We start from the raw sequence: 23,995 nt of genomic DNA on the forward strand, positions 1-23,995 counted from the left end.
CGGGTCAGCGCGACTGGTAGTTGGGAGCCTCGACGGTCATCTGGATGTCGTGCGGGTGGCTCTCCTTGAGACCGGCCGACGTGATGCGCACGAAGCGGCCGCGCTCCTGCAGCTGCGGGATCGTGTGGGCGCCGACGTAGAACATCGACTGCGCGAGCCCGCCGATCAGCTGGTGGGCCACCCCGGAGAGCGGGCCGCGGTAGGGCACCTGGCCCTCGATGCCCTCCGGCACGATCTTGTCGTCGGTGCTTACGTCGGCCTGGAAGTAGCGGTCCTTGCTGTAGGACACCTTGCCGCGGGAGGCCATCGCGCCGAGGGATCCCATCCCTCGGTAGGACTTGAACTGCTTGCCGTTGACGAACACCAGCTCGCCCGGGCTCTCGTCGCAGCCGGCCAGCAGCGAGCCGAGCATGACGGTGTCGGCGCCGGCGACGATCGCCTTGGCGATGTCACCGGAGTACTGCAGCCCGCCGTCGCCGACGATCGGCACGCCGGCCGGCTTGCACGCCTTGGCCACCTCGTGGATGGCCGTCACCTGCGGGACGCCGACGCCTGCCACGACGCGGGTGGTGCAGATGCTGCCAGGGCCCACGCCGGCCTTCACCGCGTCGACCCCGGCGTCCACCAGCGCCTGCGCGCCGGCCCGGGTCGCGACGTTGCCGCCCAGCACCTGGACGTCGCGGGTGGCGGGATCGGACTTGAGGCGCCGCACGAGGTCGAGCATCAGCCGCGCCTGGCCGTTGGCGGTGTCGGGCACGAGCACGTCGACGCCCGCCTCGACCAGTGTCGTGGCACGCTCCCACGCGTCACCGAAGAAGCCGATCGCCGCCGCGACCCGCAGCCGGCTCTCGCCGTCCTTGGTGGCGTGGGGGTACTGCTCGGTCTTGACGAAGTCCTTGACCGTGATCAGCCCCGCCAGCCGGCCGGCGGCGTCGAGGAGGGGCAGCTTCTCGATCTTGTGCTTGGCGAGCAGGGCCGCGGCGTCGGCGGCGGCGATGCCGACCGGCGCGGTGACGAGCGGCATCGGGGTCATCAGCTCGCGCACGGTGCGGGTCTCGAACTCGGCGGGCGGCACGAAGCGCAGATCGCGGTTGGTGACGATGCCGAGCAGCCGCCGTTCCTGGTCGACCACGGGCAGACCGGACACCCGGTAGAGGCCGCACAGCCGGTCGAGCTCGGCGATCGTGGCGTCCGGGCCCACCGTGACCGGGTCGCTGACCATGCCCGCCTCGGACCGCTTGACCAGGTCAACCTGGTGGGCCTGGTCCTGGATCGAGAGGTTGCGGTGCAGGACGCCGATGCCGCCCTGGCGGGCCATGGCGATCGCCATCCTCGCCTCGGTGACGGTGTCCATGGCCGCGGACAGCAGCGGGACGGCGACGTCGACCTCGCGGGTCAGCCGTGACGTGGTGTCGACCTCCGAGGGGACGACGTCGGTCTCCTGCGGCAGCAGCAGGACGTCGTCGAAGGTCAGGGCGAGCGGGGCGAGCCGGTCGAGCTCGAGGTCGTCGGCAGGAAGGTCGTCGGCGGGGGCCACCGCCTCACTCTAGCCGCGGGTCGCCGCCTGTCCGCGCTGCTCCGTCGGCTCGGTGCCCAGCTCGGTCGACTGCTGCGAGGCATTGGTTCCACCGCCGTCGACGTCGGTCCGGCCCCCGGTGCGGCCGCCGCCGGTCGTGCCGCGCGTGGCCTCCGAGGTGTCGCCGCCGGTGTCGGGCGCCTTGTCCGCCGGTGCCTTGTCCGCGGGTGCCTTGTCTACCGGCGCCTTGTCCGCCGGTGCCTTGTCCACCGACGCCTTGTCCGCGGGTGCCTTGTCCACCGGCGCCTTGTCCGTAGGCGCCTTGTCCACCGGCGCCTTGTCCGTGGGCCTCTTGCCCTCGCCGTCTGCGGCAGTCGCCCGCGACAGCGAGTCCTCGAGCTTGTCGAGCCGCTGCTGCAGCGCTGCTCGCTGCTCCTCGGACAGCTCGTCGGTCGCCAGCACGGCGGTCAGCTGGTCGACCAGCGCCCGCACCTCGGTGGTGTTCCCGTGCGCGAGCGCGGCCCGCGCGCCGGCCAGCCGCTTGTTCAGGTGGGCGATGGGGGCAGCCTGCTCGGGCAGGTCGTCGTCGCCGAAGGACAGCGCGTCCCCGACAGCGGAGCCGACGCTACCGACGGCGTGCCCGACCGTCTTGTACGGCGCGAGCGGGTCACCCGTGACCGCGGCGGCAGCGCCGCTCAGAGCCACCGACCCACCGAGCAGCACGGCAGCTGCGACCCCCGCCGTGCCGAACCGGCGACCGAGGCCGGGTGCGTCGGCGACCGGCAGCGGTGCGGACTCAGGCACAGAGCCAACGTCGGATGTCCGGGTCGGCTGGGCCGGCAAGGCGTCGTCGACCTCGGCGGCGAGGGCCGCCAGCAGTCGGGTCACCTCGTCATCTTCCGCCAGGGCGCGGCGCAGCCCGATCAGGTCGAGCAGCTCGTCGTCGCGCTGCACCGAGATCAGGTCCAGGCCGCCGCCGCTACTCTGCCGGATCACGACGCCACCTCCGCCGCGAGGACACGCAGCCTGGCGAGCGCGCGATGCTGAGCGACCCGGACGGCGCCAGGCGACATGCCCAGGGCGCTGCCGGTCTCCTCGGCGGACAGACCGACGGCGACCCGCAGGATGAGCAGCTCACGCTGGGTCGGCGGCAGTCGGTCGAGCAGGCTGCGCACCAGGGCCGCGTCGCTGCTGCGGAGGGCGTGGTCCTCAGGACCGGGCCCGAGGTCGGGTTCGTCGGGCATCTCCTCGGTGGGCACCGCGGCCCGGACCGCCGCGCGCTGCGCGTCGGCGACCTTGTGGGCGGCGATCCCGAAGACGAACGCCTCGAAGGGGCGGCCCTCGTCGCGGTAGCGCGGCAGTGCCGACAGCACGGCGAGGCACACCTCCTGGGCGACGTCGTCAGCGGCGTGCTCGCTTCCGGGCAGCCGCCCCAACCGCGCACGGCAGTACCGGTGGACCATCGTCCGGACGTTCACCAGCAGTGCGTCCCGCGCCGAGGTGTCCCCCTGCGTCGCGAGCGCTGCCAGGCCCCCCAGGTCGACCGGAAGCCCGCCGACTCCCGTACGAGAGGAGATCGTCGCGGGGCCCCCCGACGTTACGGTCACCTCACCGGACCAGTCCCCAGCGGAACCCCATCGCCACGGCCTGCGCCCGGTCGGCCGCACCCAGCTTGCGGAACAGCCGGCGCGCGTGGGTCTTGACCGTGTCCTCCGAGAGGTAGAGTTCCTTGCCGATCTCGGAGTTGCTGCGCCCGCGCCCCATGCCGCGCAGCACCTGCAGCTCCCGCTCGGTGAGCGGCGGGACGCCGCCCTCGGCGACCTGGCGGGCACGCGGCACCTGCCGGGCGGCGACGTCGTGCAGGGCCTGGGTCACCATGGCGACCAGCTCCTCCCGCGACGCGTCCTTGACGAGATACCCCCGGGCGCCGGCGTTGACCGCTCGGGCGACGCCGTCGACGTCCTCGGCCATCGTCATCATGATGACTGCTGCATGGGGCGCCGCGCCGAGTATTCGCCGAGCTGCCTCCACACCTCCGATCCCGGGCATCCGGACGTCGAGCATCACCAGCTCGGGCTCCTCGCTGCCGTAGCGCGCCAGGCACTCCTCGCCGGAGCCCGCCACCAGCACGCGCTCGACCCCGGGGACGCCGCCCACGGCACGCCGCAGGGCCTCGCGGGCCAGCGGCGAGTCGTCGCAGACCAGAACGGTGCTCACCCGTGTCACTCCCCTGGGCGCGCCGGGCGGGTCCCGGCTCTCCCAGGACTCTTCGGCACGCGGAGGGCCCAGCGTGAGCCCGTCGGGCCAGATCGGTTGTGGATCGTGCGCTCAGGCGAGGATCGCCGCGCTCAGGCGAGGATCGCCGCCACGTCGGCCCGGCCCAGCCAGTCCGCTCGCAGGTCGTCCGGCAGGTCGTCGCCGACGGCCTGCACGGCCCGGCGGGCCGCCGCCAGGCTCCGCTCGCTCTCGGCGGGCGCCTCCTCGGCCAGCAGGGCCGCGAGCATGGCCCGCACCGGCCACTGGAGCGGCACCGTGCCCAGGCTCTCGGCCAGGATCGCCGCCCGGCGCAGGGTCGCAGTCGCCTCCCCCACACGGCCGGCCTCGACCTGGGCGACACCCTGGAACAGCAGTCCCTTGGCGACGTGGCGGGGGGCCCCCGAGTGCTCGGCCAGCTCGACCGCGGCGTGCGCGGCGGCGACGGCGTCCTCGGCCCGGTCCTCGAGCAGGGCCACCTCGGCCCGCACCCAGTCCAGGCGCACCCGCTGCCGCCACCACTCCAGCCGGCCCTGGGCGAGGTCGGTGGCCGCCTGGAGCCGCCCGGCCGCCACCCCGGCGTCACCGAGGCCGACGGCGTCGGCCGCCAGGCCCAGCAGGGCGTCGAAGCCGGCCTCGCCGGCCCCGTCGGACACTGCCAGCGCCGTGTCGTCGTAGCCCTGGGCAACGCTGTGCCGGCCGAGCTGGCGGTGGATGCTCGCGACGGTCGCCGCCGCCAGGGCCCCGAGCAGCCGTGCCTCGGCGGTCTCGTGGTCCGCACCGGACCCGGCCCCGGCCACCACCGGGTCGAGGACGGCCAGCGCGGCGCCGTACCGCCCGGCGCTGGACAGGCACACGCCGAGCAGCCAGCCGGCGGCTGCGGCCTCGGCCGGCAGGTCCTCGGCGACAGCGAGCTCCACGGCCGTGCGCAGCGGCTGGACGCCGGCGTCCGGGCGGCCGTGGAAGGCGGCCCGCTCGCCCGCGGCGAGCAGGCCGGCGAGCTCGCTGGTGCCCTGCTCGGCCACGAGAGCTCCCCTCACGACGCCACGACGCCACGGCGCAGTCCGCCTGCGGACCGCGGCGAGGCTATCGCGCGCGGACGCGAACCGGCGCGGCTAGCGGGTCGGCGCGGTCGCCGTGACGATCCGGACCGCCTCGACCGCCTCGGGCAGGTCGGCCACCCAGGAGGCCCCGCTCTGCCAGCGGTCGCGCTCGGACCATCCGGGCCCGCCGAGCAGGATGAGGGGACGGGGGCGCACCGCGACCCAGCCGTCGGGGTCCGGCAGCAGGGGAGGGCCGGCCGCACCCTGTGACCAGAGGAAGACCGCGCTCGGGCCGGTGCGCGACACCGCGTCGGCGAGGGCCCGCACCGGCAACCGAGGGCCCAGCAGGCGCAGCGGTAGGCCGGCCTCGGCCAGCGCGGCGGACAGCGCGACCAACGGCAGCCGGTGATCCTCGGGCTCGAGGGCCGCGAGCAGCACCGGCCGCACGCTCGCCGGCGGCCGCCGCCGGACTCCCGCTCGGAGCCCGGCCTCGACGCTCTCGCTGAGCAGGTGCTCCACCTCGACGCCGGAGCCGGTCGTGCGCCACCGCTCCCCGACGCCGGTCAGCACCGGCACCACCAGGTCGTCCCAGGTGTGGACCACGCCGCGCCGGCGGACGCTCGAGGTCACCATGGCCGCGCACGCGTCGCCGTCAAGGCTCATCGCCGCCCCGGCCAGGCCGCGCGCCCCCGGGGACGCGTTGCGCAGCGGCACCACCCGGCCGCCACCGCGCCGGGTCCGTCCGGGGGCCGGCACGTCGGGCGGGACGGCCGCCCGGCCGTTCGGGTCGTCGGCCAGCAGCGCGTCGACGTCGGTGTCCACCGCCGCGCGCGCGGCGTCGCCGGCGGCGACGCCCTCGAGCATCAGCCGGCGCATCACGCCGAGCCTGGCCAGGTCCCGCGCGGTGTAGCGGCGCCGGGTCCCCGACAGGTGCTCGGTCGGCCCGAGGCCGTAGCGGCGGTCCCAGGTGCGCAGGGTCCCGGTGGCCACGCCGAGGCGGCGGGCCACCGCCACCACCCCGAGCGCGACCTCGTGCTGAGCAGGACCGGGAGCGTCGTCGGACACGCCCCGATTCCACCACGCCCGGCCCGGGACGGGCCGGGCGTGCCGGCTCAGTGGCTGTGGCCGTGACCGTGCGAGTGCCCGGCACCGGCGGTCTCGGGCTCCTCCTCCTTCTTCTCCACGACGAGGGTGTCCGTGGTGAGCACCATGCTGGCGATGGACGCGGCGTTCTGCAGCGCCGACCGGGTCACCTTGACCGGGTCGAGGACGCCCTGGGCCACCAGGTCGCCGTACTCGCCGGTGGCGCCGTTCCAGCCGCTGCCCGCGCCGTTCTCGCGGACGTGGTTCACCACGACGTAGCCCTCGGCGCCCGCGTTCTCGGCGATCCAGCGCAGCGGCTCGTCGGCGGCGCGGCGCACGATGCCCACGCCGGTCGCCTCGTCACCGGTGAGGCCGAGGTTGCCCTCGAGCGCGGCCACGGCGTGCACCAGGGCAGAGCCGCCACCGGCGACGATGCCCTCCTCGATCGCGGCCCGGGTCGCGGACACGGCGTCCTCGATGCGGTGCTTGCGCTCCTTGAGCTCGACCTCGGTGGCCGCGCCGACGCCGATGACGCACACGCCGCCGGCCAGCTTGGCCAGTCGCTCCTGCAGCTTCTCGCGGTCCCAGTCGGAGTCGGTGGCCTCGATCTCGCCGCGGATCTGGCGGATCCGGTCCTCGACCGCGTCGCGCTGGCCGCCGCCGTCGACGATCGTCGTGTCGTCCTTCGTGACGACGACGCGTCGCGCGCTGCCGAGCACTTCGAGCCCGACCTGGTCGAGCTTGAGGCCGACCTCGGGGGCGACGACCTGGGCGCCGGTGAGCACCGCCATGTCCTCGAGCATCGCCTTCCGGCGGTCACCGAAGCCCGGCGCCTTGACGGCGACCGAGACGAACAGCCCGCGGATCTTGTTGACCACCAGCGTCGAGAGCGCCTCGCCGTCCACGTCCTCGGCGACCAGGACGAGCGGCTTGCCGGCCTTCGCGACCTGCTCGAGCAGCGGCAGGAGGTCGGCGACGGCCGAGATCTTGCCCTGGTGGATGAGCACGAACGGGTCCTCGAGCACGGCCTCCATGCGCTCCGCGTCGGTGACCATGTAGGGCGAGATGTAGCCCTTGTCGAACTGCATGCCCTCGGTGAACTCGAGCTCGAGGCCCATCGTGTTGGCCTCCTCGACGGTGATCACGCCGTCCTTGCCCACCTTGTCGAACGCGTCGGCGATCAGCTCGCCGACGGCCGGGTCCTGGGCCGAGATGCTGGCCACCTTGGCGATGTCGTCCTTGCCGTCGACGTCACGAGCCGCCTCGAGCAGCGCGGCGCTGACGGCCTCGACCGCCTTGTCGATGCCGCGCTTGAGCCCGATCGGGCCGGCGCCGGACGCCACGTTGCGCAGGCCCTCGCGGACCATCGCCTGGGCGAGCACGGTCGCCGTCGTCGTGCCGTCACCGGCGACGTCGTTGGTCTTGGTGGCGACCTCCTTGGCGAGCTGCGCGCCGAGGTTCTCGTAGGCGTCCTCGAGCTCCACCTCACGGGCGATCGTGACGCCGTCGTTGGTGATCGTGGGGGCACCCCACTTCTTGTCGATGACGACGTTGCGGCCGCGCGGGCCGAGCGTCACCTTCACCGTGTCGGCGAGCTTGTTGACGCCGCGCTCGAGGGACTTGCGGGCCGAGTCGTTGAACTGGAGGGTCTTCACCATGGAGATTCGCGTCCTTGCCTGAAGAGGGCTTACCTGAAGAGGGCCTGCGTGAAGAGGGCCCGCGTGAAGAGGGTCTGTGGAACGAAGAGAGGGCTGCGGACGACAACGCCCCGGCACCGGCAGCGCCGGCCACCGGGGCGGTGTCGGTGAGGTCCTACTTCTCGATGACCGCGAGCACGTCGCGGGCCGAGAGGACGAGGTACTCCTCGCCGTTGTGCTTGACCTCGGTGCCGCCGTACTTGCTGTAGATCACGGTGTCGCCGACGGCGACGTCGAGCGGCACGCGCGCGCCGTCCTCGAACCGACCGGGACCGACCGCGAGGACAGTGCCCTCCTGGGGCTTCTCCTTCGCGGTGTCCGGGATGACGAGGCCCGACGCCGTGGTCTGCTCGGCGTCGGACGGCTGGACCACGATGCGGTCCTCGAGCGGCTTGATGGCAACCTTGGTGGCCGTCGTCACTTCTGACTCCCTCTCGCACGGGTGTTCACGAGCGTGGGGCGGGTGCGGTGACGGTCCGCCGTCGCGGGGGCCGGACTGCCCTGACCTCGCCTAGCTGCTTGGTTGGCACACTCGGGTCGAGAGTGCCAAGAAGGAATCTAGGCCGTTGCTGGCACTCGGTCAACCCGAGTGCCAACGATGCTCAACGTCCGGCGCGGCGCGCCTGGTCGGCGAACGTCTCTGCGCCGGCCCGCGCGACCAGGCCGGCCGCCCGCATCCCCGACCCCCTGTGGCGGACCGCTTTGCGATGATCCGCCGGTGGACCCCGACGCCGCGGAGCTGCGGGGCTTCCGGGCCCTGCTCACCGACCAGGGCCAGGCGGTCCTGCGGTCGCTCGCGGCGTACGACCCGGCGACCGCCCTTACCGAGGGCGACCGACTGCGCCGGGCCGGCCACCCCGACCACCTGGTCGCCGCCGCCCTCACCCAGGCCCGGCTGCGCGCACGGGCCCGGCCGCGGCTCGGCGACCTCGCGGACCGGCTCTACCTCACCCCGGACGGCCTGGAGCAGCTCACCCGCCCGGAGGTCGCTGCCCGCCACGCCGCGCGGTTCGCCGCCGCGGTGGACGGTCCGGTGCTGGACCTCTGCTGCGGCGTGGGGGGCGACCTGACCGCGCTGGCCGCCGCGGGCCTGGCCGTGACGGGGGTCGACCGCGACCCGCTCGCCGTGGCGGTGGCGCGGGCCAACTTGGCCGCCCTCGGCCTGGATGAGCGGGCGGAGGTGCGGCTCGGCGACGTCCCGGGCGACCTCGACGCCACCCCTGACCTCGACGTCGACCTTGCCGAGGCGGCCGGGGTCTTCGTCGACCCGGCCCGGCGCAGCGGCCGTGGCCGGGCGCTCGACCCGCGCACCTGGTCGCCCCCGTGGGACGCCGTCCTGGGCCTGGCCGCCCGGGTCCCCGCCACCGGGGCCAAGACGGCGCCCGGCCTGGCCCACCACCTGCTCCCTGCGGGCGCCGAGGCCGAGTGGGTTTCGGTCGGCGGCGGCGTCGTCGAGTGCGCGCTGTGGTGGGGGCCGCTCGGGTCGGGGGTGGCCCGCCGGGCGACGCTGCTCCCCGCGAGCGCCACGGTCACCGGCGACGGCACCGCCCGGGCGCCGGTGGGGCCGGTCGGTCGCTACCTGCACGAGCCGGACGGCGCGGTGATCCGGGCCGGTCTGGTGGCCGAGGTGGCCGACCCCCTGGGCGCCACCCTGCTGGACCCGACGATCGCCTACCTGAGCACGCCGGGACCGGTCGTATCGCCGTTCCTGACGACGTACGAGGTGGTCGATGTCCTGCCCTTCCACCTCAAGCGGCTCCGGGCGCTGCTCCGCGACCGCGGGGTCGGCCGGCTGACGGTGAAGAAGCGCGGGACGGCGGTGGCGCCCGAGGAGCTGCGGGCCCGGCTCCGGCTCTCCGGCGACGCGGAGGCGACGGTCGTGCTCACCCGGGTCGCCGGGGCGCAGACGGTGCTGCTGGTCGAGCCGGTACCGCGCTGAGGCGGCTCAGGCGAGGACCAGCACGACGTACGTCGCGTAGCCGGCCAGCAGGAGGGCCCCTGCGGGGCGGCCCAGCCGCCCGCTGCGGCCGGCCAGCGCGACGACGACGAGGGGCAGCACCGCGGCGAGCGCGGCCGGGCCGAGGGTCCCGTCCTCGACCACCAGGGGCCGGGCGAGGGCGGCGGCGCCGAGGGTCGCGGTCGCGTTGTAGGCCGCCGAGCCGACGACGCCGGCCACCGCGACCTCGGGCACGTCGTGACGCACGGCGGCCAGCACCAGCGCGAACAGCTCGGCCGTGGTGGCCAGCGCGAGCACGGTCAGGCCGACCGCGGTGTCGGTGCGACCCAGGACCTCCACGACGTCGGTCGCGCCGCGCACGGCGAGGTCGCCGCCGCCGAGCATCAGCCCGATGCCGAGCAGGGACATCAGCAGCGCCGCCGCGGGCGACCGGGCGCCGTGGTCGGCATCGTCGCCGCCCTCGGCGTCCTCCTCCTCCAGCTCGGCGAGCTCGCCCAGGGCCGGCCGCTCCTGCTCGCGCCACCAGACGAGGGCGACCAGCCCGACGTAGGCCAGCACCAGCAGGGCGCCGTCGACCCGGGTCACCTCCCCCGACCAGAGGACGGCGAGGGCGAGCAGACCGGCGACCGCTGACAGCACTGCGTAGGTGCGGACCCGGTGGGCCAGCCGGAGCGGCCGGACCACCGCGGCCAGGCCGAGGCAGGCCGTGAGCATGGTGACGTTGGCACCGACCGCGTCGCCGACGGCGAGCCCGGGGCGGTCGCGCAGCGCGGCCAGGACCGCGGTGAGGAGCTCCTCGGGCTCGGCGCCGGCGAGCAGCACGCCGACCGCGACCACGGTGACTCCGAGCCGTCGGGCGGCGCCGGCCACGTTCTCGACGAAGAGCTCGGCACCGACGACGAGCAGCACCGCCGCCGCGGCGAGCAGCAGCCAGCCGGTCACGCGTTGTGCACCAGCTCGATCGGCATCGAGGAGTCGGCCGGCAGGTCCAGGGGAGAGGCCGCGACCCCGCGGGCCACCAGCTCCGAGCCGAGCGCGGCCACCATCGCCCCGTTGTCGGTGCACAGTCCCGGGCGTGGCACCCGCAGCCGGACCCCGGCCGCCGCGCAGCGGTCCTCGGCCACCGCCCGCAGCCGCGAGTTGGCCGCGACCCCGCCGCCGACGACGAGGTGGTCGACCCCCTGCTCGGTGCAGGCGAGGACCGCCTTGCGGGTCAGCACGTCGACGACCGCCTCCTGGAAGGCCGCCGCGACGTCGGGCACCGGCACCGGCTCGCCCGCCCGCTCCCGGGCCTCGACCCATCGGGCGACCGCGGTCTTCAGGCCGGAGAAGGAGAAGTCGTAGCGGTGCTCCCGCAGGTCCTTGGGACCGGTCAGCCCGCGCGGGAACTCCACGAAGGCCCGGTCGCCCTCCCGCGCCGCCCGGTCCACGTGCGGGCCGCCCGGGAAGGGCAGGCCGAGCACCCGGGCCACCTTGTCGAACGCCTCCCCGGCCGCGTCGTCGATGGTGGCGCCGAGCGGCTGCACGTCGCCGGTCACGTCGCGGACCAGCAGCAGCGAGGAGTGCCCGCCGGAGACGAGCAGCGCGACGCACGGTGCCGGCAGGGCACCGTGCTCGAGCTGGTCGACCGCCACGTGCGCGGCCAGGTGGTTGACGCCGTACAGCGGACGGTCCAGGCCCAGCGCGAGCGCCTTGGCCGCCGCGACCCCGACGAGCAGGGCGCCGGTCAGCCCCGGCCCGCTGGTGACGGCGACCGCGTCGACGTCGGCCAGCGAGACGCCCGCCCCGGCGCAGGCCCGCTGCACCGTCGGCACCATCGCCTCGAGATGGGCGCGGCTGGCCACCTCGGGCACCACGCCCCCGAAGCGGGCGTGCTCCTCGACGCTGCTCGCGACCGCGTCGGCCAGCAGGGTGTGGCCGCGCACCAGCCCGACCCCGGTCTCGTCGCACGACGTCTCGATCCCGAGCACCAGCGGCCGTTCTGCCCGCTCGGAGCTCACCGGAGGGCAGCCTCGATCGCGGCGGCGAAGCGCTCGGCCGACCGCGCGCCCCCGGTCCCGTCGTCGGTCAGGAACATCGACGGCTCGGTGAGCTCCAGCTCGATCAGCGTCGGGTCGCCGTCGTGGTCGGGCACCACGTCGACCCGCGCGTAGAGCAGGTCGGCGCGGCCGGCCGGCGCCAGGTCGGCCAGCGCGTCGAGGACCCGGCCGCCCACCTCGAGCTCGGCCGGCGAGGGCGTCCGCTGGTCGATCACCTCGGCCTTGTAGAGGTCCTCGACCGGCCCGCCGGCCGGCGTGAGCATCGGGCCCTTGCGGATCGCGTGGCTGAACTCCCCGCCGATGTAAAGCAGAGCGGTCTCGCCGGCCGTGTCGACCTCGTGCAGGTAGGGCTGCACCATCACGGTCCGGCCGGACGCCAGGATCGCCGCGGCGTGCGCCACGGCCAGCTCGTCGTGCTCGCCGGCCCGGAAGCGGTCGGTGTCCTTCGAACCCGCCGAGACCGAGGGCTTGACGACGTACTCCCCCTGCACCGGCGGCACGAAGGTGTCGCCCGGCACCAGCCAGTCGGTGGCCACGACGGGCAGCCCGGCGTCCTCGAGCGCCCGCAGGTAGACCTTGTCGGTGTTCCACTCGATGACGTCGGCCGGGTTGGCCAGGCGGGTGACCGCCGCGACCCGGTGCGCCCACCCGACGAACTCGTCGCGCCGCGGCGCGTAGTCCCACGTCGACCGGACGACGACCAGGTCGTACGTCGCCCAGTCCACACCCGGGTCGGACCACACGGCCGGTCCGGCCTCGATGCCGCTCCCGGCCAGCGCGGCCAGCAGCACCGGCCCGTCGTCGTCGAGGTCGGGGAACTCCGCTGCCGTCGCGATCGCCACCTTCGCTGTCACGCGTCAGACCCTAGGCGGCGGCGCAGCACGTGGGCGTCGGTCCCCCCGGGACGGTAGTAGCCGCGCCGCACGCCGATCCGCTCGAACCCGTGCCGGGCGTAGAGCTGTTGCGCCACCCTGTTCTCCGCGCGCACCTCGAGCAGCACCTCGGTCGCGCCCCGGCGCCGTGCCTCCGCGAGGAGGGCGCGGAGCAGCTCGCCGCCCAGCCCGCGGCCCTGCTGCCCCGCCGCGACCGCGAGCGTCTGCACGTCGGCCTGCGCACCGGTGCACACCAGACCGGCGTAGCCGACGACCGCGCCGTCCTGGTCGGCGACCAGGTAGTGCCGGGTCTCCGGCACGTGCGCGAGCTCGGACCAGAAGGTCTCGACCGACCACGGGTCCGGGAAGACCTCGGTCTCGATCCGGTGCGCAGCGGGCACGTCCCACCAGCGCATCCGCCGCAGCGTCGTCACCGGCACCGGCCGGTCACGACACCGGCTTGCCGGCGGCGGGCTCCACGGCGTCCGGCCGTCGCAGGTAGAGCGGCTCGGGCTCGAGCAGCGGCATGCCGCGCGCCACCCACCGGCACATCGCCCCCGCCGTCGGGAGCTGCGGCCCGCGCGCCCGGGGGAAGTGCTCGCCGTAGATGGCCGCGCCGGCACCCACCGCCGGCCCGGCCCACGCGACGTCGGCCGGGCGGTCGACGTGCGGGCCGTCGATCCGGTGCGTGCCTTCGTACGTCGCCCAGTGCACTTCCCGCCGCAGCGCGTCGGCCGCCACCCGGAAGGGTCCGGTGACTCCCTCCTCGACCGCCATCAGGGCGAGCACGTCGAGGGTGCAGACGCCGACCACCGGCAGGCCGAGGACCACACCGAGGGTCCGTGCGGTCACCAGCCCGACGCGCAGCCCGGTGAACGGCCCGGGTCCGACTCCGACGGCCACCCGGTCCAGCGCGGTGCGTCCGACCCCCGCGTCGCGCAGCACCGCCTCGACCGCGGGCGCGAGCAGCTCGCCGTGTCGTCGACCGGCGACCGTGGTGCGCTCGGCCAGCACCAGGTCGCCGTCGGCGACGGCCACCGTGACCGCGGGCGTCGCGGTGTCGAGGGCGAGCAGCACGGCGCCGAGGCTAGTCCGCGAGGCCGGCGGCGACCGGCCCGAGGTCCACCCCCGCCCACCGCTGGCCCAGCCCGCGGACCAGCACGGTGCGCGTCTCGTCCTCGCCCGCGCTGCCGCGGTGCAGCACCACCTCGAGCCGGCTGTCGGAGAGACCCTCGACCTTGCCGGCACCCCACTCGACGACGGTCACCGACTCGGCCGCCGACGCGTCCAGGTCGAGGTCGTCCACCTCGGCCAGGTCGTGCAGCCGGTAGGCGTCCACGTGCACGAGTGGCAGCCCGCCGGCCGAGGCACCCGGCGGGTGCACCCGGGCGATGACGAACGTCGGCGAGGTGACGGCGCCCCGCACGCCGAGGGCGGCGCCGAGACCGCGGGTCAGCGTCGTCTTGCCCGCACCGAGGTCGCCGCTGAGCAGCACCACATCACCGGCCCGCAGCAGCCCGGCCAGCCGGGCGCCGAGGGCCGACATGTCGTCCGCGGTCGGCACGGTCAGCCGCAGCGGCGCCGGTCGCGCGAGCTCGACCCAGTAGGCGTGCTCGGCCACGTCGGCGAACCCGAGCCGGCGCCACACGCCGGCGACCGCCGGCAACGGCGCGCGCACGCCGACCCGCACCTCGCGGTAGCCGCGCCGGCGGGCCACCTCGTCGGCCCGCTCGGCGATCGCCCGCGCGACGCCCCGCCGACGCGCTGCCTCGCGCACCCCCACCCGGCGCAGCCAGAAGCCGCCGTCGTGCTCGGCGAACCGGGCGACCGCCACGACCGGCCCGTCACCGCCCTCGGTCACGACAAGACCCCCGGTGGCCGCCAGCTCACGGGCGACGTCGTCGACGGTCTCGCGCAGCGCGGACGGCTGCGGTTCGAGCGCGGCGTACGCCCCGAAGACCTCGCGGGTCAGCGCGTGCACCACCGGGGCGTCGGCGGGGGTGGCGTCGCGGACGACCGGTGCGTACGCCGTCACGCCGGTCGCCCGGGAGGGACGAGGCCGGCCGCCCGCGCCAGGTCCTCGCGCAGCGCGGCCAGGGGTGCGCCGTTCGGGCCGAAGCGGATCGCCGCCGACGGGTGGTAGGTCACCAGCACCGGCCGGCCCTCGACGAGCTGCGGCCGCTCCCGCAGGGTCGCGATCCGCGCGCCGGGGCCGAAGAACCACTCGGCCGCGGTCCCGCCGAGCGCGACGACGACCGCCGGGTCGGCCAGCTCGAGCTGGCGGGTCAGCCAGGGGCGGCACCGGGCCACCTCGGCCCGGCGTGGCTTGCGGTTGGCCGGCGGCCGGCACTTGAGCACGTTGGCGACGGCGACCCGCTCGCGGGCCAGGCCGGCGTCGGCCAGCAGGCCGTCGAGCAGCTGCCCGGAGCGGCCGACGAAGGGTACCCCAGCTGCGTCCTCCTGCGCCCCGGGCGCCTCGCCGACCAGCAGGACGTCCGCGCCCCCGGTCGGCCGGACCCCGGGGACGACGCGGGTTCGCGACGCGGCCAGCTCGGTGCACGCCGTGCAGCGCTGCACCCTGGCCGCCAAGTCGTCCCACGTCGAGGTGCCGGCCGCCGCGGCGGCGGTGTCCTCGATGCCCGTGCTCACCCGGCCGAGCTCGCCGGGTGGGCGCGCAGGGCCCGCTCGACCAGGGAGCGCAGGTGGTCGGTCACGACGTCGTGGTGCTCCAGCATGAGCAGGTGCCCGGCCTCGGGCAGGATCGCCAGCTCGGCACCCGGCACCCGCTCGACCATCTCGCGGCTGTGGTCGGCCGGGGTCATGGCGTCCCGCTCGCCGCCCATGATCAGCGTCTCGACGCCGTTGAGGACCTCGAGCGAGTCGAGCTTGTCGTGGGCGTCGAAGGCCGGGAACAGCTCGGCCAGCACGTCCAGCGGGGTGCTGTCGTGCATCTCCTGGACGAACCGGACCAGCGAGGGCGGCACGTCGGTGGCGAAGGAGTATCGCTTGGTGAGGACGAACTCGATGTCCGCGCCGAGGCGACGGGTCCGGGCGAGCAGGGCCGGCCGCCGGTTGAGGGCGGCGAGGGCACCCGGCGCGGCCCGGCGCAGCGCGCGGCCGGCCGCGGCGGGCACGCCGAAGGTGACCTCGGCCAGCCGGCCCGGCGAGGTGGCGACCAGGGCGACGCCGATGACCCGGTCGCCGAACAGCTCCGGGTGCTGCTCGGCCAGCGCCATGATCGTCATGCCGCCCATCGAGTGGCCGACCAGCACGACCGGCCCGGTGGGCGCGGTGGCCTCGAGCACGGCGAGCAGGTCGTGGCCGAGCTGGTCGATGGTGGCGTGCTCCATGGGGCCGCGGCCGGAGCGGCCGTGCCCGCGCTGGTCCCAGAACACCAGGCGACCCAGGTCGGACAGGTCACGTCGCTGGTGGTGCCAGCTGTCCTGGGTGAGGGCCAGGCCGTGGCAGAACACGACCGTGACCGGCGGCTGCGGCCCGCGGCGTCCCCGTCGCCGGTCGGGCAGCGGGCCGTCGACCTCGACGTGCAGGTCGACCCCGTCGTCCGCCGTCACCGGGACGACGGTGCCGCGCAGCGCGCCGAACGGCTCGTCCGCCCACGGGTCCTCCGCGTTGCGGAACGAGCGGCCGACGGCGTAGCGCTCGGCGGCCAGGCCGACCGCGGCGCCGGCCGCCACGACCCCGGCGGCAGCGCCGACGACGGCCGCCCGGCGGCCCCAGGTGGGCAGGTTGGACAGGGGTGCCACCTAGCTCGCGTCCTCTCCGACGTCGAGCCCTCCGACATAGACCCTGGGCACCCGCGGCCCCACCCGGGTGACGATCTCGTAGGAGATGGTGTCGGTCGCGTCCGCCCAGTCCTGGGCGGTCGGCTCCCCGTCGTCGCCCGGACCGAAGAGCACGACCTGGTCGCCGACCGCGGCGTCGTCGTCGCCCAGGTCGAGCACCAGCTGGTCCATGCAGACCCGCCCCGCCACGGTCCGCCGGCGGCCGGCGGCGAGGACCGGGCCGACGTTGCTCGCGTCGCGCGGGACGCCGTCGGCGTAGCCGAGCGGCACCAGGCCGAGGGTCGTCTCGCGCTCGGTCGTGTAGGTGTGGCCGTACGACACGCCGCTGCCGGCCGGGACCCGCTTGACCAGCACGAGCCCTGCGGTCACCGTCATGGCCGGGCGCAGCCCGAAGTGGGCCGGGTCGCCCACCTCGGGCACCGGGGACAGGCCGTAGACGGCCAGCCCTGGCCGCACCAGGTCGAAGTGCTGCTCCGGCGCGGTGAGGGTGGCTGCCGAGTTGGCCAGGTGGCGCACCTCGGGGCTGATGCCGGCCCCCTCGGCGTGGTCGACGGCGAGGCGGAACTCCTCGGCCTGGCGCCGGATCGTCGGGTGGCCCGGCGCGTCGGCGTAGGCGAGGTGCGACCAGAGGCCGACGACGGTCACCAGGCCCGCGGCCTCGGCCTTGCGGGCGGCCTCGACCAGGTCCGGCCAGTCGGCGAGCGCGCTGCCGCCGCGGCTGAGCCCGGTGTCGACCTTGAGATGCACCCGAGCCGGGCAGTCCACCTCGGCCGCGGCCGTGGCGACCTCGTCGAGGGCCCACACCGCGTTGACCGACAGGTCCACATCCGCCCGCACGGCGTCGGCCCACCGCTCGCCCGGCCCGAGCAGCCAGGCGAGCACCCGGGGTGCGCTCAGGCCGGCCGCGCGCAGGGCGAGCGCCTCGTCGACCAGGGCGGTGCCCAGCCAGGTCGCGCCACCGGCCACGGCCGCCCGCGCGCAGGGGACCAGCCCGTGGCCGTAGCCGTCGGCCTTGACGACGGCGAGCACATCCGCGGAGGTCCGCGACCGCAGCGCGGCGACGTTGTCGCGCACGGCGCCGAGGTCGACCAAGGCCTGCGCGTGGCTGCGGCCGGGTGCGGCGGGGGTCACCGGGCCAGTCTGCCAAGCGCGGCCGGCAGGGCCGCGAGCACGTCGGTCGCCGAGACCGGCGCGCCGCCGTCGTGGGCCAGCCGGCCGGCCAGGCCGTGCACCCACGCGGCGACCGACCCGGCGTCGAAGGGGTCGAGGCCGCCGGCCAGCAGCGCACCGGCGAGCCCGGCGAGGACGTCCCCGGAGCCGGCGGTCGCGAGTGCCGCGGTGCCGGTCGGGTTGACCCGCACCCGGCCGTCTGGCCGGGCGACGACGGTGGTCGAGCCCTTGAGCAGGACGACGGCGTCGAGCTCGCGGGCGGCCGCCCGGGCGTGGTGCAGCCGCCGCGCCTCGACGTCGTCGCGGTCCGCGCCGACCAGCCGGGCCAGCTCGCCGGCGTGCGGCGTCAGCAGGAGGGGTGCGTCGTCGTGGCGCACCAGCTCGGGCACGGCGGCGATCGCGTCGGCGTCCACGACCACCGGCACGCCGTCGCCGAGCGCATCGGCCAGCCGGTCGCCGGCGTCCCCGCCGCCGCCGGACCCCACGGTCCATGCCTGCACCCGGCCGGCGCCGACGACGACCTCCGGCCAGGCCCCGCGCACCAGCCCGGCCGGCTCGTCCGCCCCGACGTACCGCACCATGCCGGCACCGCCCCGGACGGCGCCGCCGGTGCACAGGACGGCGGCACCGGTGTACTGCGCCGAGCCGGCCGCGACGCCGACGACGCCGCGGCGGTACTTGTCCGACTCGCGCGACGGTCTCGGCAGGAGGTGCCGGACGTCCTCGGCCTGCAGCAGCTCGACGTCGGCCGGCGGGAGGTCCAGCCCGATGTCGACCAGTTCGACCGCGCCGGCCAGCCCGGCGCCCGGGTCGACGACCAGGCCAGGCTTGAGGCTGCCGAACGTGACGGTGACGTCCGCGCGGACGGCGACGCCCTCGACCTGGCCGGTCGACGCGTCGACCCCGCTCGGGACGTCGACCGCGACCACGGTGGCGTCGTCGGGCAGCGCGGCGACCAGCTCGGCCGCCGCTCCGCGCAGGCCGCCGCGGCCACCGATGCCGAGGATGCCGTCGACGATCAGGTCCGTGCCGTCGGGGACTGCGGTCGCTGTCGAGTCCCCGGTCGGCCGCACCCGACCGCCCGCCCGGCGCAGCGCGGCCAGGCCGCCCTCGTGCGCACGGTCGGCGAGGAGCAGCGCCTCGACCCGGGCTCCGCGCGCGGCCAGCCAGGCCCCGGCGTGCAGCGCGTCGCCGCCGTTGTTGCCGCTGCCGACGAGCAGCACGACCCGCGAGCCGTAGACGCGGGGCAGCAGGTCCGCGCAGACGGTGGCGAGCCCGGTCGACGCGCGCTGCATGAGCGCGCCGTCGGGCAGGGCGTCGAGCAGCACCTGCTCGGCGGCGACGACCGTGTCGACGTCGTGGGCGACGCGCACGTCAGTCCTCCACCATGACGACAGCCGAGGCGATGCCCGCGTCGTGGCTGAGGGAGACGTGCGTACGTCGCACGCCGAGCTCATTCGCGCGTCGCTGCACGGTGCCCTGCATCGTCAGGTGCGGCCGGCCGTCGTCACCCCGGTGGACCTCCGCGTCGCGCCAGTGCAGCCCGACCGGGGCACCGAGCGCCTTGGCCAGCGCCTCCTTGGCGGCGAAGCGCGCGGCCAGCGAGGCGGGCGGCAGCTGCTGCTCCGCGTCGGTGAACAGCCGCGCCCGCAGCCGTGGCGACCGCTCGAGGGTGCGGGAGAAGCGCGCGACATCGACCACGTCGATGCCGACTCCGAGGATCACGGGCTTACCCTCGCACGCACTTCGACGGCCGGCGAGCACCGCCCGCCGGCCGTCGTGCCTACCCGTCCGGTCAGATGCCGATGCTTTCCCAGTCGCCCCAGATCGCGAAGGTCAGGCCGTTCGAGGACTGGATGTTCACGTAGAGCGTCGAACCGGTCCGGCTGAAGGTCGAACCAGCGAACTCGTCGCCGGTACGTCCGACCATCACGTTCTGGGCGAAGGTGATGAGCTTGCCGCGACGAGTGAGGCCCCGCAGGAAGTTGTAGTCGTCGTGGTCCTCACAGACGACCAAGGTCCCTCGAGGGCTCGTCGTGACGTTGTCCGGGAAGTCAAGGACGTTCCGGTTTGGCGACTCGAAGAGCAGGTGCAGCTGCTCGGTGCGGGAGTCGTAGGCCCAGATCTGGCCCCAGCCGTTGCCCCAGCCGTCGACCGAGTCCTCGTTCGTCGCCTCCGGCTCGCCACCACCCTGAGTCGACGTGAAGTAGACGAGACCAGCGTCGTAGATGGTGCCCTCGAGGCGCGAGAAGCGCGCGGCACCCTTGGCGAGCCCTTGGTTGCTGACGAAGGTCAGGCCCGCGTTGTTCGTCCGCTGCACCGGAGCCGTGTCCGCTCCGAAGTCAGGATTGTCGATCTTGACCCACTCGACGTCATACGTTGCTTTGTCAGGGTGCTTGCGCGCCAGGTTGGCGTTCTGGACACCCTTCACCTTGAGCATCCACAGGGTGCCACCGTCGGCCAGTCCACCGGCGGCTGCAGGGGCGGTCGGCGGGACGTACTTGTAGAAGCCGGACGGGAAGCCGAAGTTGTCCTCACTGAGGTAGAGGGCACCGCTGTGCGGGTCCCAGGCCACCGACTCGTGCGCGAACCGACCCGCGTTGCGGATCGGAACGGGAGAGGTATTCGGCTCGTCCGACGGGACCTCGAAGACGTAGCCGTGGCGCTTGGTCAGGAAGGCGTTGGTGATGCCGGTGAAGTCCGGACCCACGTCAGGACCGTTGACGGTCTCCTCACATGTGAGCCACGTGCCCCATGGCGTCGGTCCGCCACTGCAGTTCTGCAGCGTGCCGTTGAGGGAGACGTACGACTTGATGACGTGGCCCTCGCCGTCGACCTCGACGGTGGTGGTCCCACCGGGTGCCTTCGGGTCGTACGCCGTGGCCGCGCTGCCGAAGGCGGTGGTGTTGCCAGCCGGGTTCGGCGGGGTCGTCGTCGCGGCAGGTAGGGCGACCTCGTGGTTGCGAACCAGGGTCGAGATGCCCGCCGCGGGACCGGCGAAGGCGGCCATCCCGTCGTGCCGGCCCGGGATCCGGATGTTGCCCACGGTGAGAGTGGCCGACTTCCCCCGGTCGTCGAATGACCGGTAGGCGAAGCCGGGCGGCAGTGCCAGGCGGACGACACCGTCTGCCTGGTCCGGCACCGGCACGAGTTGGTGCGCGGCAGGATTCGTGGGTGCCGCCCACGCGCCGGCCGCCACGTACCCCTGGAAGGGTCCGGCGAGGGCTGCGCCGCCTGCTACGGCGGCTCCCGTCTTGAGGAAGCTGCGGCGATCGAGATCGGTCACGGAAGGCACCCTTCGTCGACGAGTCGTCCGAGATCCCGGAACCTTAGACCGGGACGCATTGCCGACGTAACCCCCTGCCGCCGACGCCGCGGCACGCCGTCACACCGGGATTTCACCCAGCGCGACCGGTCGTCACTCGACGGTGACAGATTTGGCCAGGTTGCGCGGCTGGTCGACGTCGTGGCCGCGGGCGGTCGCCATCTCGCAGGCGAACACCTGCAGGGGCACCGTCGAGAGCAGCGGCTGCAGCAGCGACGGCGACTCCGGGATGCGGATCACCAGGTCGGCGTACGGCTCCACCGCCGTGTCACCGTCCTCGGCGATCACGATGGTGCGCGCGCCGCGGGCCCGGACCTCCTGCAGGTTGGACACCACCTTGTCGTGCAGGATGCTGCGGCCACGAGGCGACGGGACCGCGGCGATGACCGGCACGCCCTCCTCGATCAGGGCGATCGGCCCGTGCTTGAGCTCGCCGGCCGCGAAGCCCTCGGCGTGCATGTAGGCGAGCTCTTTGAGCTTCAGCGCGCCCTCGAGCGCCGTCGGGTAGCCGACGTGCCGGCCGAAGAAGAGCACCGACGGCGCCGTCGCGAGCTCTCGCGCCAGGTCACGCACCTGGTCGAGGTTGGCCAGGACGCGGGCGATCTTGTCCGGCATCTCACGCAGGTCGTCGACGACGCCGCTGATCTCGTCGCCGTACTTCGTGCCACGCACCTGGGCCAGGTACAGCCCGACCAGGAAGCAGGCGACGATCTGGGTCAGGTAGCCCTTCGTCGAAGCGACCGCGATCTCCGGGCCGGCGTGCGTGTAGAGGACCGCGTCCGACTCGCGCGGGATGGTCGAGCCGTTGGTGTTGCAGACCGCGAGGACCCGCGACCGCTGCTCACGCGCGTGCCGCAGCGCCATCAGCGTGTCCATCGTCTCGCCGGACTGCGAGATTGCGATGATCAGCGTCGATCGGGTCAGCACCGGGTCGCGGTAGCGGAACTCCGATGCCAGCTCGACCTCGCACGGGATGCGGGTCCAGTGCTCGATGGCGTACTTCGCGACCAGCCCTGCGTGGAACGCCGTTCCGCACGCCACGACGATGATCTTGTCGACCTCGCGGAGGTCGTCGTCGGACAGCCGCATCTCGTCGAGCATCAGCCGGCCGTCGTCGGTGAGCCGGCCGAGAAGCGTATCGGCGACCGCCTGCGGCTGCTCGGCGATCTCCTTGAGCATGAAGTAGTCGTAGCCGCCCTTCTCGGCGGCGGAGAGGTCCCAGTCGACGTGGTACTCGGTGACCTGGCCCGGGTTGCCGTCGAAATCGGTGACCACGATCGCGTCCCGACTGACCTCGACGACCTGGTCCTGACCCAGCTCGACCGCGTCACGGGTGTGCGCGATGAACGCGGCCACGTCGGAGGCCAGGAAGTTCCCGCCGTCGCCGCGGCCGGCGACCAGCGGTGAGTTGCGGCGGGCGCCGACGACGACGTCCGGCGCGCCGACGTGGGTCGCCACGAGGGTGAAGGCGCCCTCGAGCCGCCCGCAGACCTGGCGCATCGCTTCGGCCAGGTCGACCGGCCCGCCGGTGGCCGCCTGGTCGCCGGTCGCCTCCTCGAGCAGGTGCGCGACCGCCTCGGTGTCGGTGTCGGAGAGAAGCGTGTGACCGCGCTCCTCGAGCTCCGCGCGCAGGTGAGCGAAGTTCTCGATGATGCCGTTGTGGATCACCGCAACCGAGCCGGTGCAGTCGACGTGCGGGTGCGCGTTCCGGTCGTTGGGTGCGCCGTGGGTCGCCCACCGGGTGTGCCCGATCCCGGTGGTGGCCGGGGGCAACGGGTCGTCGGCCAGCGCCTTGTCGAGGTTGGCCAGCTTGCCGGCGCGCTTGGTCATGGCCAGCCCGCCCTCGGTGAGCACGGCGACGCCGGCGGAGTCGTAGCCGCGGTACTCGAGCCGGCGGAGCCCCTCGACGACCACCTCCAGGGCGGACTGGTCGCCGACGTATCCCACGATGCCGCACATGGGTGCCAGGGTATCCACCCGTGAGCACCGGTCCGTACGTCGTGATCGACCGCCAGCAGTGGCGGGACCTTCGGGCCGCGACGCCCTTGCCCCTCACCGACGACGATCTGGAGCGGCTGCGCGGCCTCGGCGAGCCGATCGACCTGGCCGAGGTCGAGGAGGTCTACCTGCCGCTGTCTCGGCTGCTCAACCTGCAGGTCCGCGCCGCCGCCGAGCGGCACCGCGTCACGTCGACGTTCCTCGGCGACTCCTCGGCCCGGCCGCCGTTCGTGATCGGCGTGGCCGGCAGCGTCGCCGTGGGCAAGAGCACGACGTCCAGGGTCCTGCGCGAGCTGCTCGCCCGGTGGCCGGACCACCCGACGGTCGACCTGGTCACCACCGACGGCTTCTTGCTGCCCAACGCCGAGCTCGTGCGTCGCGGCCTGCTGGCGCGCAAGGGCTTCCCGGAGTCGTATGACCAGCGGGGGCTGCTCCGGTTCCTGACCCGGGTGGCCTCCGGCGAGCCCGCCGTCCCTGCGCCGGTCTACTCCCACCTCACCTACGACGCGGTCCCCGACCAGACCGTCGTCGTCCGGTCCCCCGACATCCTGCTCGTCGAGGGACTCAACGTGCTGCAGCCTCCGCGCACCCATCCCGAGGGCCGGTCGAGCGTCGCTGTGTCGGACTTCTTCGACTTCTCGATCTACGTTGACGCCGATCCGCACGACGTCGAGCGCTGGTACGTCGACCGGTTCCGCCAGCTGCGCGACTCCGCCTTCGCCGACCCGGCCTCGTACTTCCACCGCTTCGCCGCGCTCACCGACGATGAGGCGCGTGCGACCGCCACCGGCATCTGGCGCGAGGTCAACGGTCCCAACCTCGAGCAGAACATCCAGCCCACCCGCGGCCGGGCGACCCTCGTGCTCGAGAAGGGCCCGGACCACTCGGTGCGGCAGATCCGGCTGCGCAAGCTATGACCGCACGTCGCCCCGTGCGCCGCGGCACAGCGCGTGGGGCGCGGAGAGACACCGGGGCGCGGGGGCCGCGGCGCAGTACGCGCGCCGGCGCGGGGCGGTGCGCGCGCGGGGCTGTGCGCACGCGGGCTGTGCGCACGCGGGGCTGTGCGCGCGCCGAAGTAGCGCGCGCGGGCCGGTCGCGCGCGCGGCGCGGCGGGACAGCGCGAGGCCACGCGAAGGGGCGGCTGCTCGAGGGCGGTCCGGCAGCGCCCGGGACCCACATCGGGACTCAGAACCCGGGATCATCCCCGTCGGGGCCAGCCCGGGTGGGGGCTGGGCCGTT

Annotated in this window: 23 protein-coding genes; 2 read left to right on the forward strand and 21 right to left on the reverse strand. The window is 74.8% G+C overall.

Translation table 11 applies throughout. From position 1 onward, the window contains the following. Positions 1-4: 4 nt before the first annotated feature. From guaB to groES, 8 genes are all read right to left on the reverse strand, one after another. On the reverse strand, positions 5-1,474 hold the full coding sequence (gene guaB / locus VK640_06115) for an IMP dehydrogenase (protein HTE72756.1): 1,470 nt from the start codon (positions 1,472-1,474) through the stop codon (positions 5-7). 72 nt (positions 1,475-1,546) lie between these two features. After that, positions 1,547-2,512, reverse strand: coding sequence for a hypothetical protein (locus tag VK640_06120; protein ID HTE72757.1), 966 nt, complete (start codon positions 2,510-2,512; stop codon positions 1,547-1,549). Further along, complete coding sequence (shbA, locus tag VK640_06125) at positions 2,509-3,093, reverse strand: RNA polymerase sigma factor ShbA (protein HTE72758.1); 585 nt, start codon at positions 3,091-3,093, stop codon at positions 2,509-2,511. The genes VK640_06120 and shbA overlap by 4 nt, the downstream gene beginning before the upstream one ends. A gap of 31 nt (positions 3,094-3,124) precedes the next feature. Then, positions 3,125-3,733: a response regulator transcription factor gene (locus VK640_06130; GenBank protein ID HTE72759.1), complete on the reverse strand. Its 609-nt coding sequence runs from the start codon at positions 3,731-3,733 to the stop codon at positions 3,125-3,127. A gap of 131 nt (positions 3,734-3,864) precedes the next feature. After that, on the reverse strand, positions 3,865-4,794 hold the full coding sequence (locus tag VK640_06135; GenBank protein HTE72760.1) for a hypothetical protein: 930 nt from the start codon (positions 4,792-4,794) through the stop codon (positions 3,865-3,867). Between the two features lie 90 nt (positions 4,795-4,884). Beyond that, the gene (locus VK640_06140) at positions 4,885-5,877 is read right to left on the reverse strand and encodes a MerR family transcriptional regulator (protein ID HTE72761.1); all 993 of its coding nucleotides are present in this window, start codon (positions 5,875-5,877) and stop codon (positions 4,885-4,887) included. A 47-nt stretch (positions 5,878-5,924) separates the two neighbouring features. Then, on the reverse strand, positions 5,925-7,553 hold the full coding sequence (gene groL / locus VK640_06145; GenBank protein HTE72762.1) for a chaperonin GroEL: 1,629 nt from the start codon (positions 7,551-7,553) through the stop codon (positions 5,925-5,927). Between the two features lie 154 nt (positions 7,554-7,707). Beyond that, entirely contained in the window at positions 7,708-8,013 is a 306-nt protein-coding gene (gene groES / locus VK640_06150; GenBank protein HTE72763.1) for a co-chaperone GroES, read from the reverse strand. A 297-nt stretch (positions 8,014-8,310) separates the two neighbouring features. Here groES and VK640_06155 point away from each other — a divergent pair, with 297 nt between their 5' ends. Further along, positions 8,311-9,531 (forward strand): class I SAM-dependent methyltransferase, encoded by a 1,221-nt coding sequence (locus VK640_06155; protein HTE72764.1) that lies wholly within the window; start codon positions 8,311-8,313, stop codon positions 9,529-9,531. A gap of 6 nt (positions 9,532-9,537) precedes the next feature. Here VK640_06155 and VK640_06160 read toward each other — a convergent pair whose 3' ends face one another. From VK640_06160 to glmS, 13 genes are all read right to left on the reverse strand, one after another. Next, a complete protein-coding gene (locus tag VK640_06160; GenBank protein HTE72765.1) occupies positions 9,538-10,491 on the reverse strand; it encodes a sodium:calcium antiporter in 954 nt (317 codons plus the stop codon). Next, positions 10,488-11,549, reverse strand: coding sequence for a tRNA (adenosine(37)-N6)-threonylcarbamoyltransferase complex transferase subunit TsaD (tsaD, locus tag VK640_06165; protein ID HTE72766.1), 1,062 nt, complete (start codon positions 11,547-11,549; stop codon positions 10,488-10,490). Before tsaD ends, VK640_06160 begins: the two co-directional genes overlap by 4 nt. Further along, the gene (locus VK640_06170) at positions 11,546-12,442 is read right to left on the reverse strand and encodes a hypothetical protein (GenBank protein HTE72767.1); all 897 of its coding nucleotides are present in this window, start codon (positions 12,440-12,442) and stop codon (positions 11,546-11,548) included. The genes tsaD and VK640_06170 overlap by 4 nt, the downstream gene beginning before the upstream one ends. Beyond that, on the reverse strand, positions 12,439-12,876 hold the full coding sequence (gene rimI / locus VK640_06175; protein HTE72768.1) for a ribosomal protein S18-alanine N-acetyltransferase: 438 nt from the start codon (positions 12,874-12,876) through the stop codon (positions 12,439-12,441). Before rimI ends, VK640_06170 begins: the two co-directional genes overlap by 4 nt. A gap of 31 nt (positions 12,877-12,907) precedes the next feature. Then, entirely contained in the window at positions 12,908-13,537 is a 630-nt protein-coding gene (gene tsaB / locus VK640_06180) for a tRNA (adenosine(37)-N6)-threonylcarbamoyltransferase complex dimerization subunit type 1 TsaB (protein ID HTE72769.1), read from the reverse strand. 10 nt (positions 13,538-13,547) lie between these two features. Further along, positions 13,548-14,495, reverse strand: a complete 948-nt coding sequence (gene tsaE / locus VK640_06185) for a tRNA (adenosine(37)-N6)-threonylcarbamoyltransferase complex ATPase subunit type 1 TsaE (protein ID HTE72770.1) — start codon at positions 14,493-14,495, stop codon at positions 13,548-13,550. Further along, positions 14,492-15,109 carry a uracil-DNA glycosylase gene (locus VK640_06190; GenBank protein ID HTE72771.1) on the reverse strand — a complete coding sequence of 206 codons (618 nt, stop codon included), beginning with the start codon at positions 15,107-15,109 and terminating at the stop codon, positions 14,492-14,494. The genes tsaE and VK640_06190 overlap by 4 nt, the downstream gene beginning before the upstream one ends. Continuing rightward, complete coding sequence (locus VK640_06195; GenBank protein ID HTE72772.1) at positions 15,106-16,224, reverse strand: alpha/beta hydrolase; 1,119 nt, start codon at positions 16,222-16,224, stop codon at positions 15,106-15,108. Before VK640_06195 ends, VK640_06190 begins: the two co-directional genes overlap by 4 nt. Further along, entirely contained in the window at positions 16,225-17,394 is a 1,170-nt protein-coding gene (gene alr / locus VK640_06200; protein ID HTE72773.1) for an alanine racemase, read from the reverse strand. Then, positions 17,391-18,806 (reverse strand): NAD(P)H-hydrate dehydratase, encoded by a 1,416-nt coding sequence (locus tag VK640_06205; protein HTE72774.1) that lies wholly within the window; start codon positions 18,804-18,806, stop codon positions 17,391-17,393. The genes alr and VK640_06205 overlap by 4 nt, the downstream gene beginning before the upstream one ends. 1 nt (position 18,807) lies before the next feature. Beyond that, positions 18,808-19,158, reverse strand: coding sequence for a holo-ACP synthase (locus tag VK640_06210; protein HTE72775.1), 351 nt, complete (start codon positions 19,156-19,158; stop codon positions 18,808-18,810). A 70-nt stretch (positions 19,159-19,228) separates the two neighbouring features. Continuing rightward, positions 19,229-20,719, reverse strand: a complete 1,491-nt coding sequence (locus VK640_06215) for an alkaline phosphatase PhoX (GenBank protein HTE72776.1) — start codon at positions 20,717-20,719, stop codon at positions 19,229-19,231. A 132-nt stretch (positions 20,720-20,851) separates the two neighbouring features. Continuing rightward, a complete protein-coding gene (glmS, locus tag VK640_06220; GenBank protein HTE72777.1) occupies positions 20,852-22,717 on the reverse strand; it encodes a glutamine--fructose-6-phosphate transaminase (isomerizing) in 1,866 nt (621 codons plus the stop codon). Positions 22,718-22,737: 20 nt separating this feature from the next. Between glmS and coaA the strand changes: the two genes are divergently transcribed. Next, positions 22,738-23,673: a type I pantothenate kinase gene (gene coaA / locus VK640_06225; GenBank protein ID HTE72778.1), complete on the forward strand. Its 936-nt coding sequence runs from the start codon at positions 22,738-22,740 to the stop codon at positions 23,671-23,673. Positions 23,674-23,995 lie beyond the last annotated feature (322 nt).

The sequence above is a fragment of the Actinomycetes bacterium genome (genome assembly GCA_035489715.1).
In the GTDB taxonomy this organism is placed as follows: Bacteria; Actinomycetota; Actinomycetes; order JACCUZ01; family JACCUZ01; genus DATHAP01.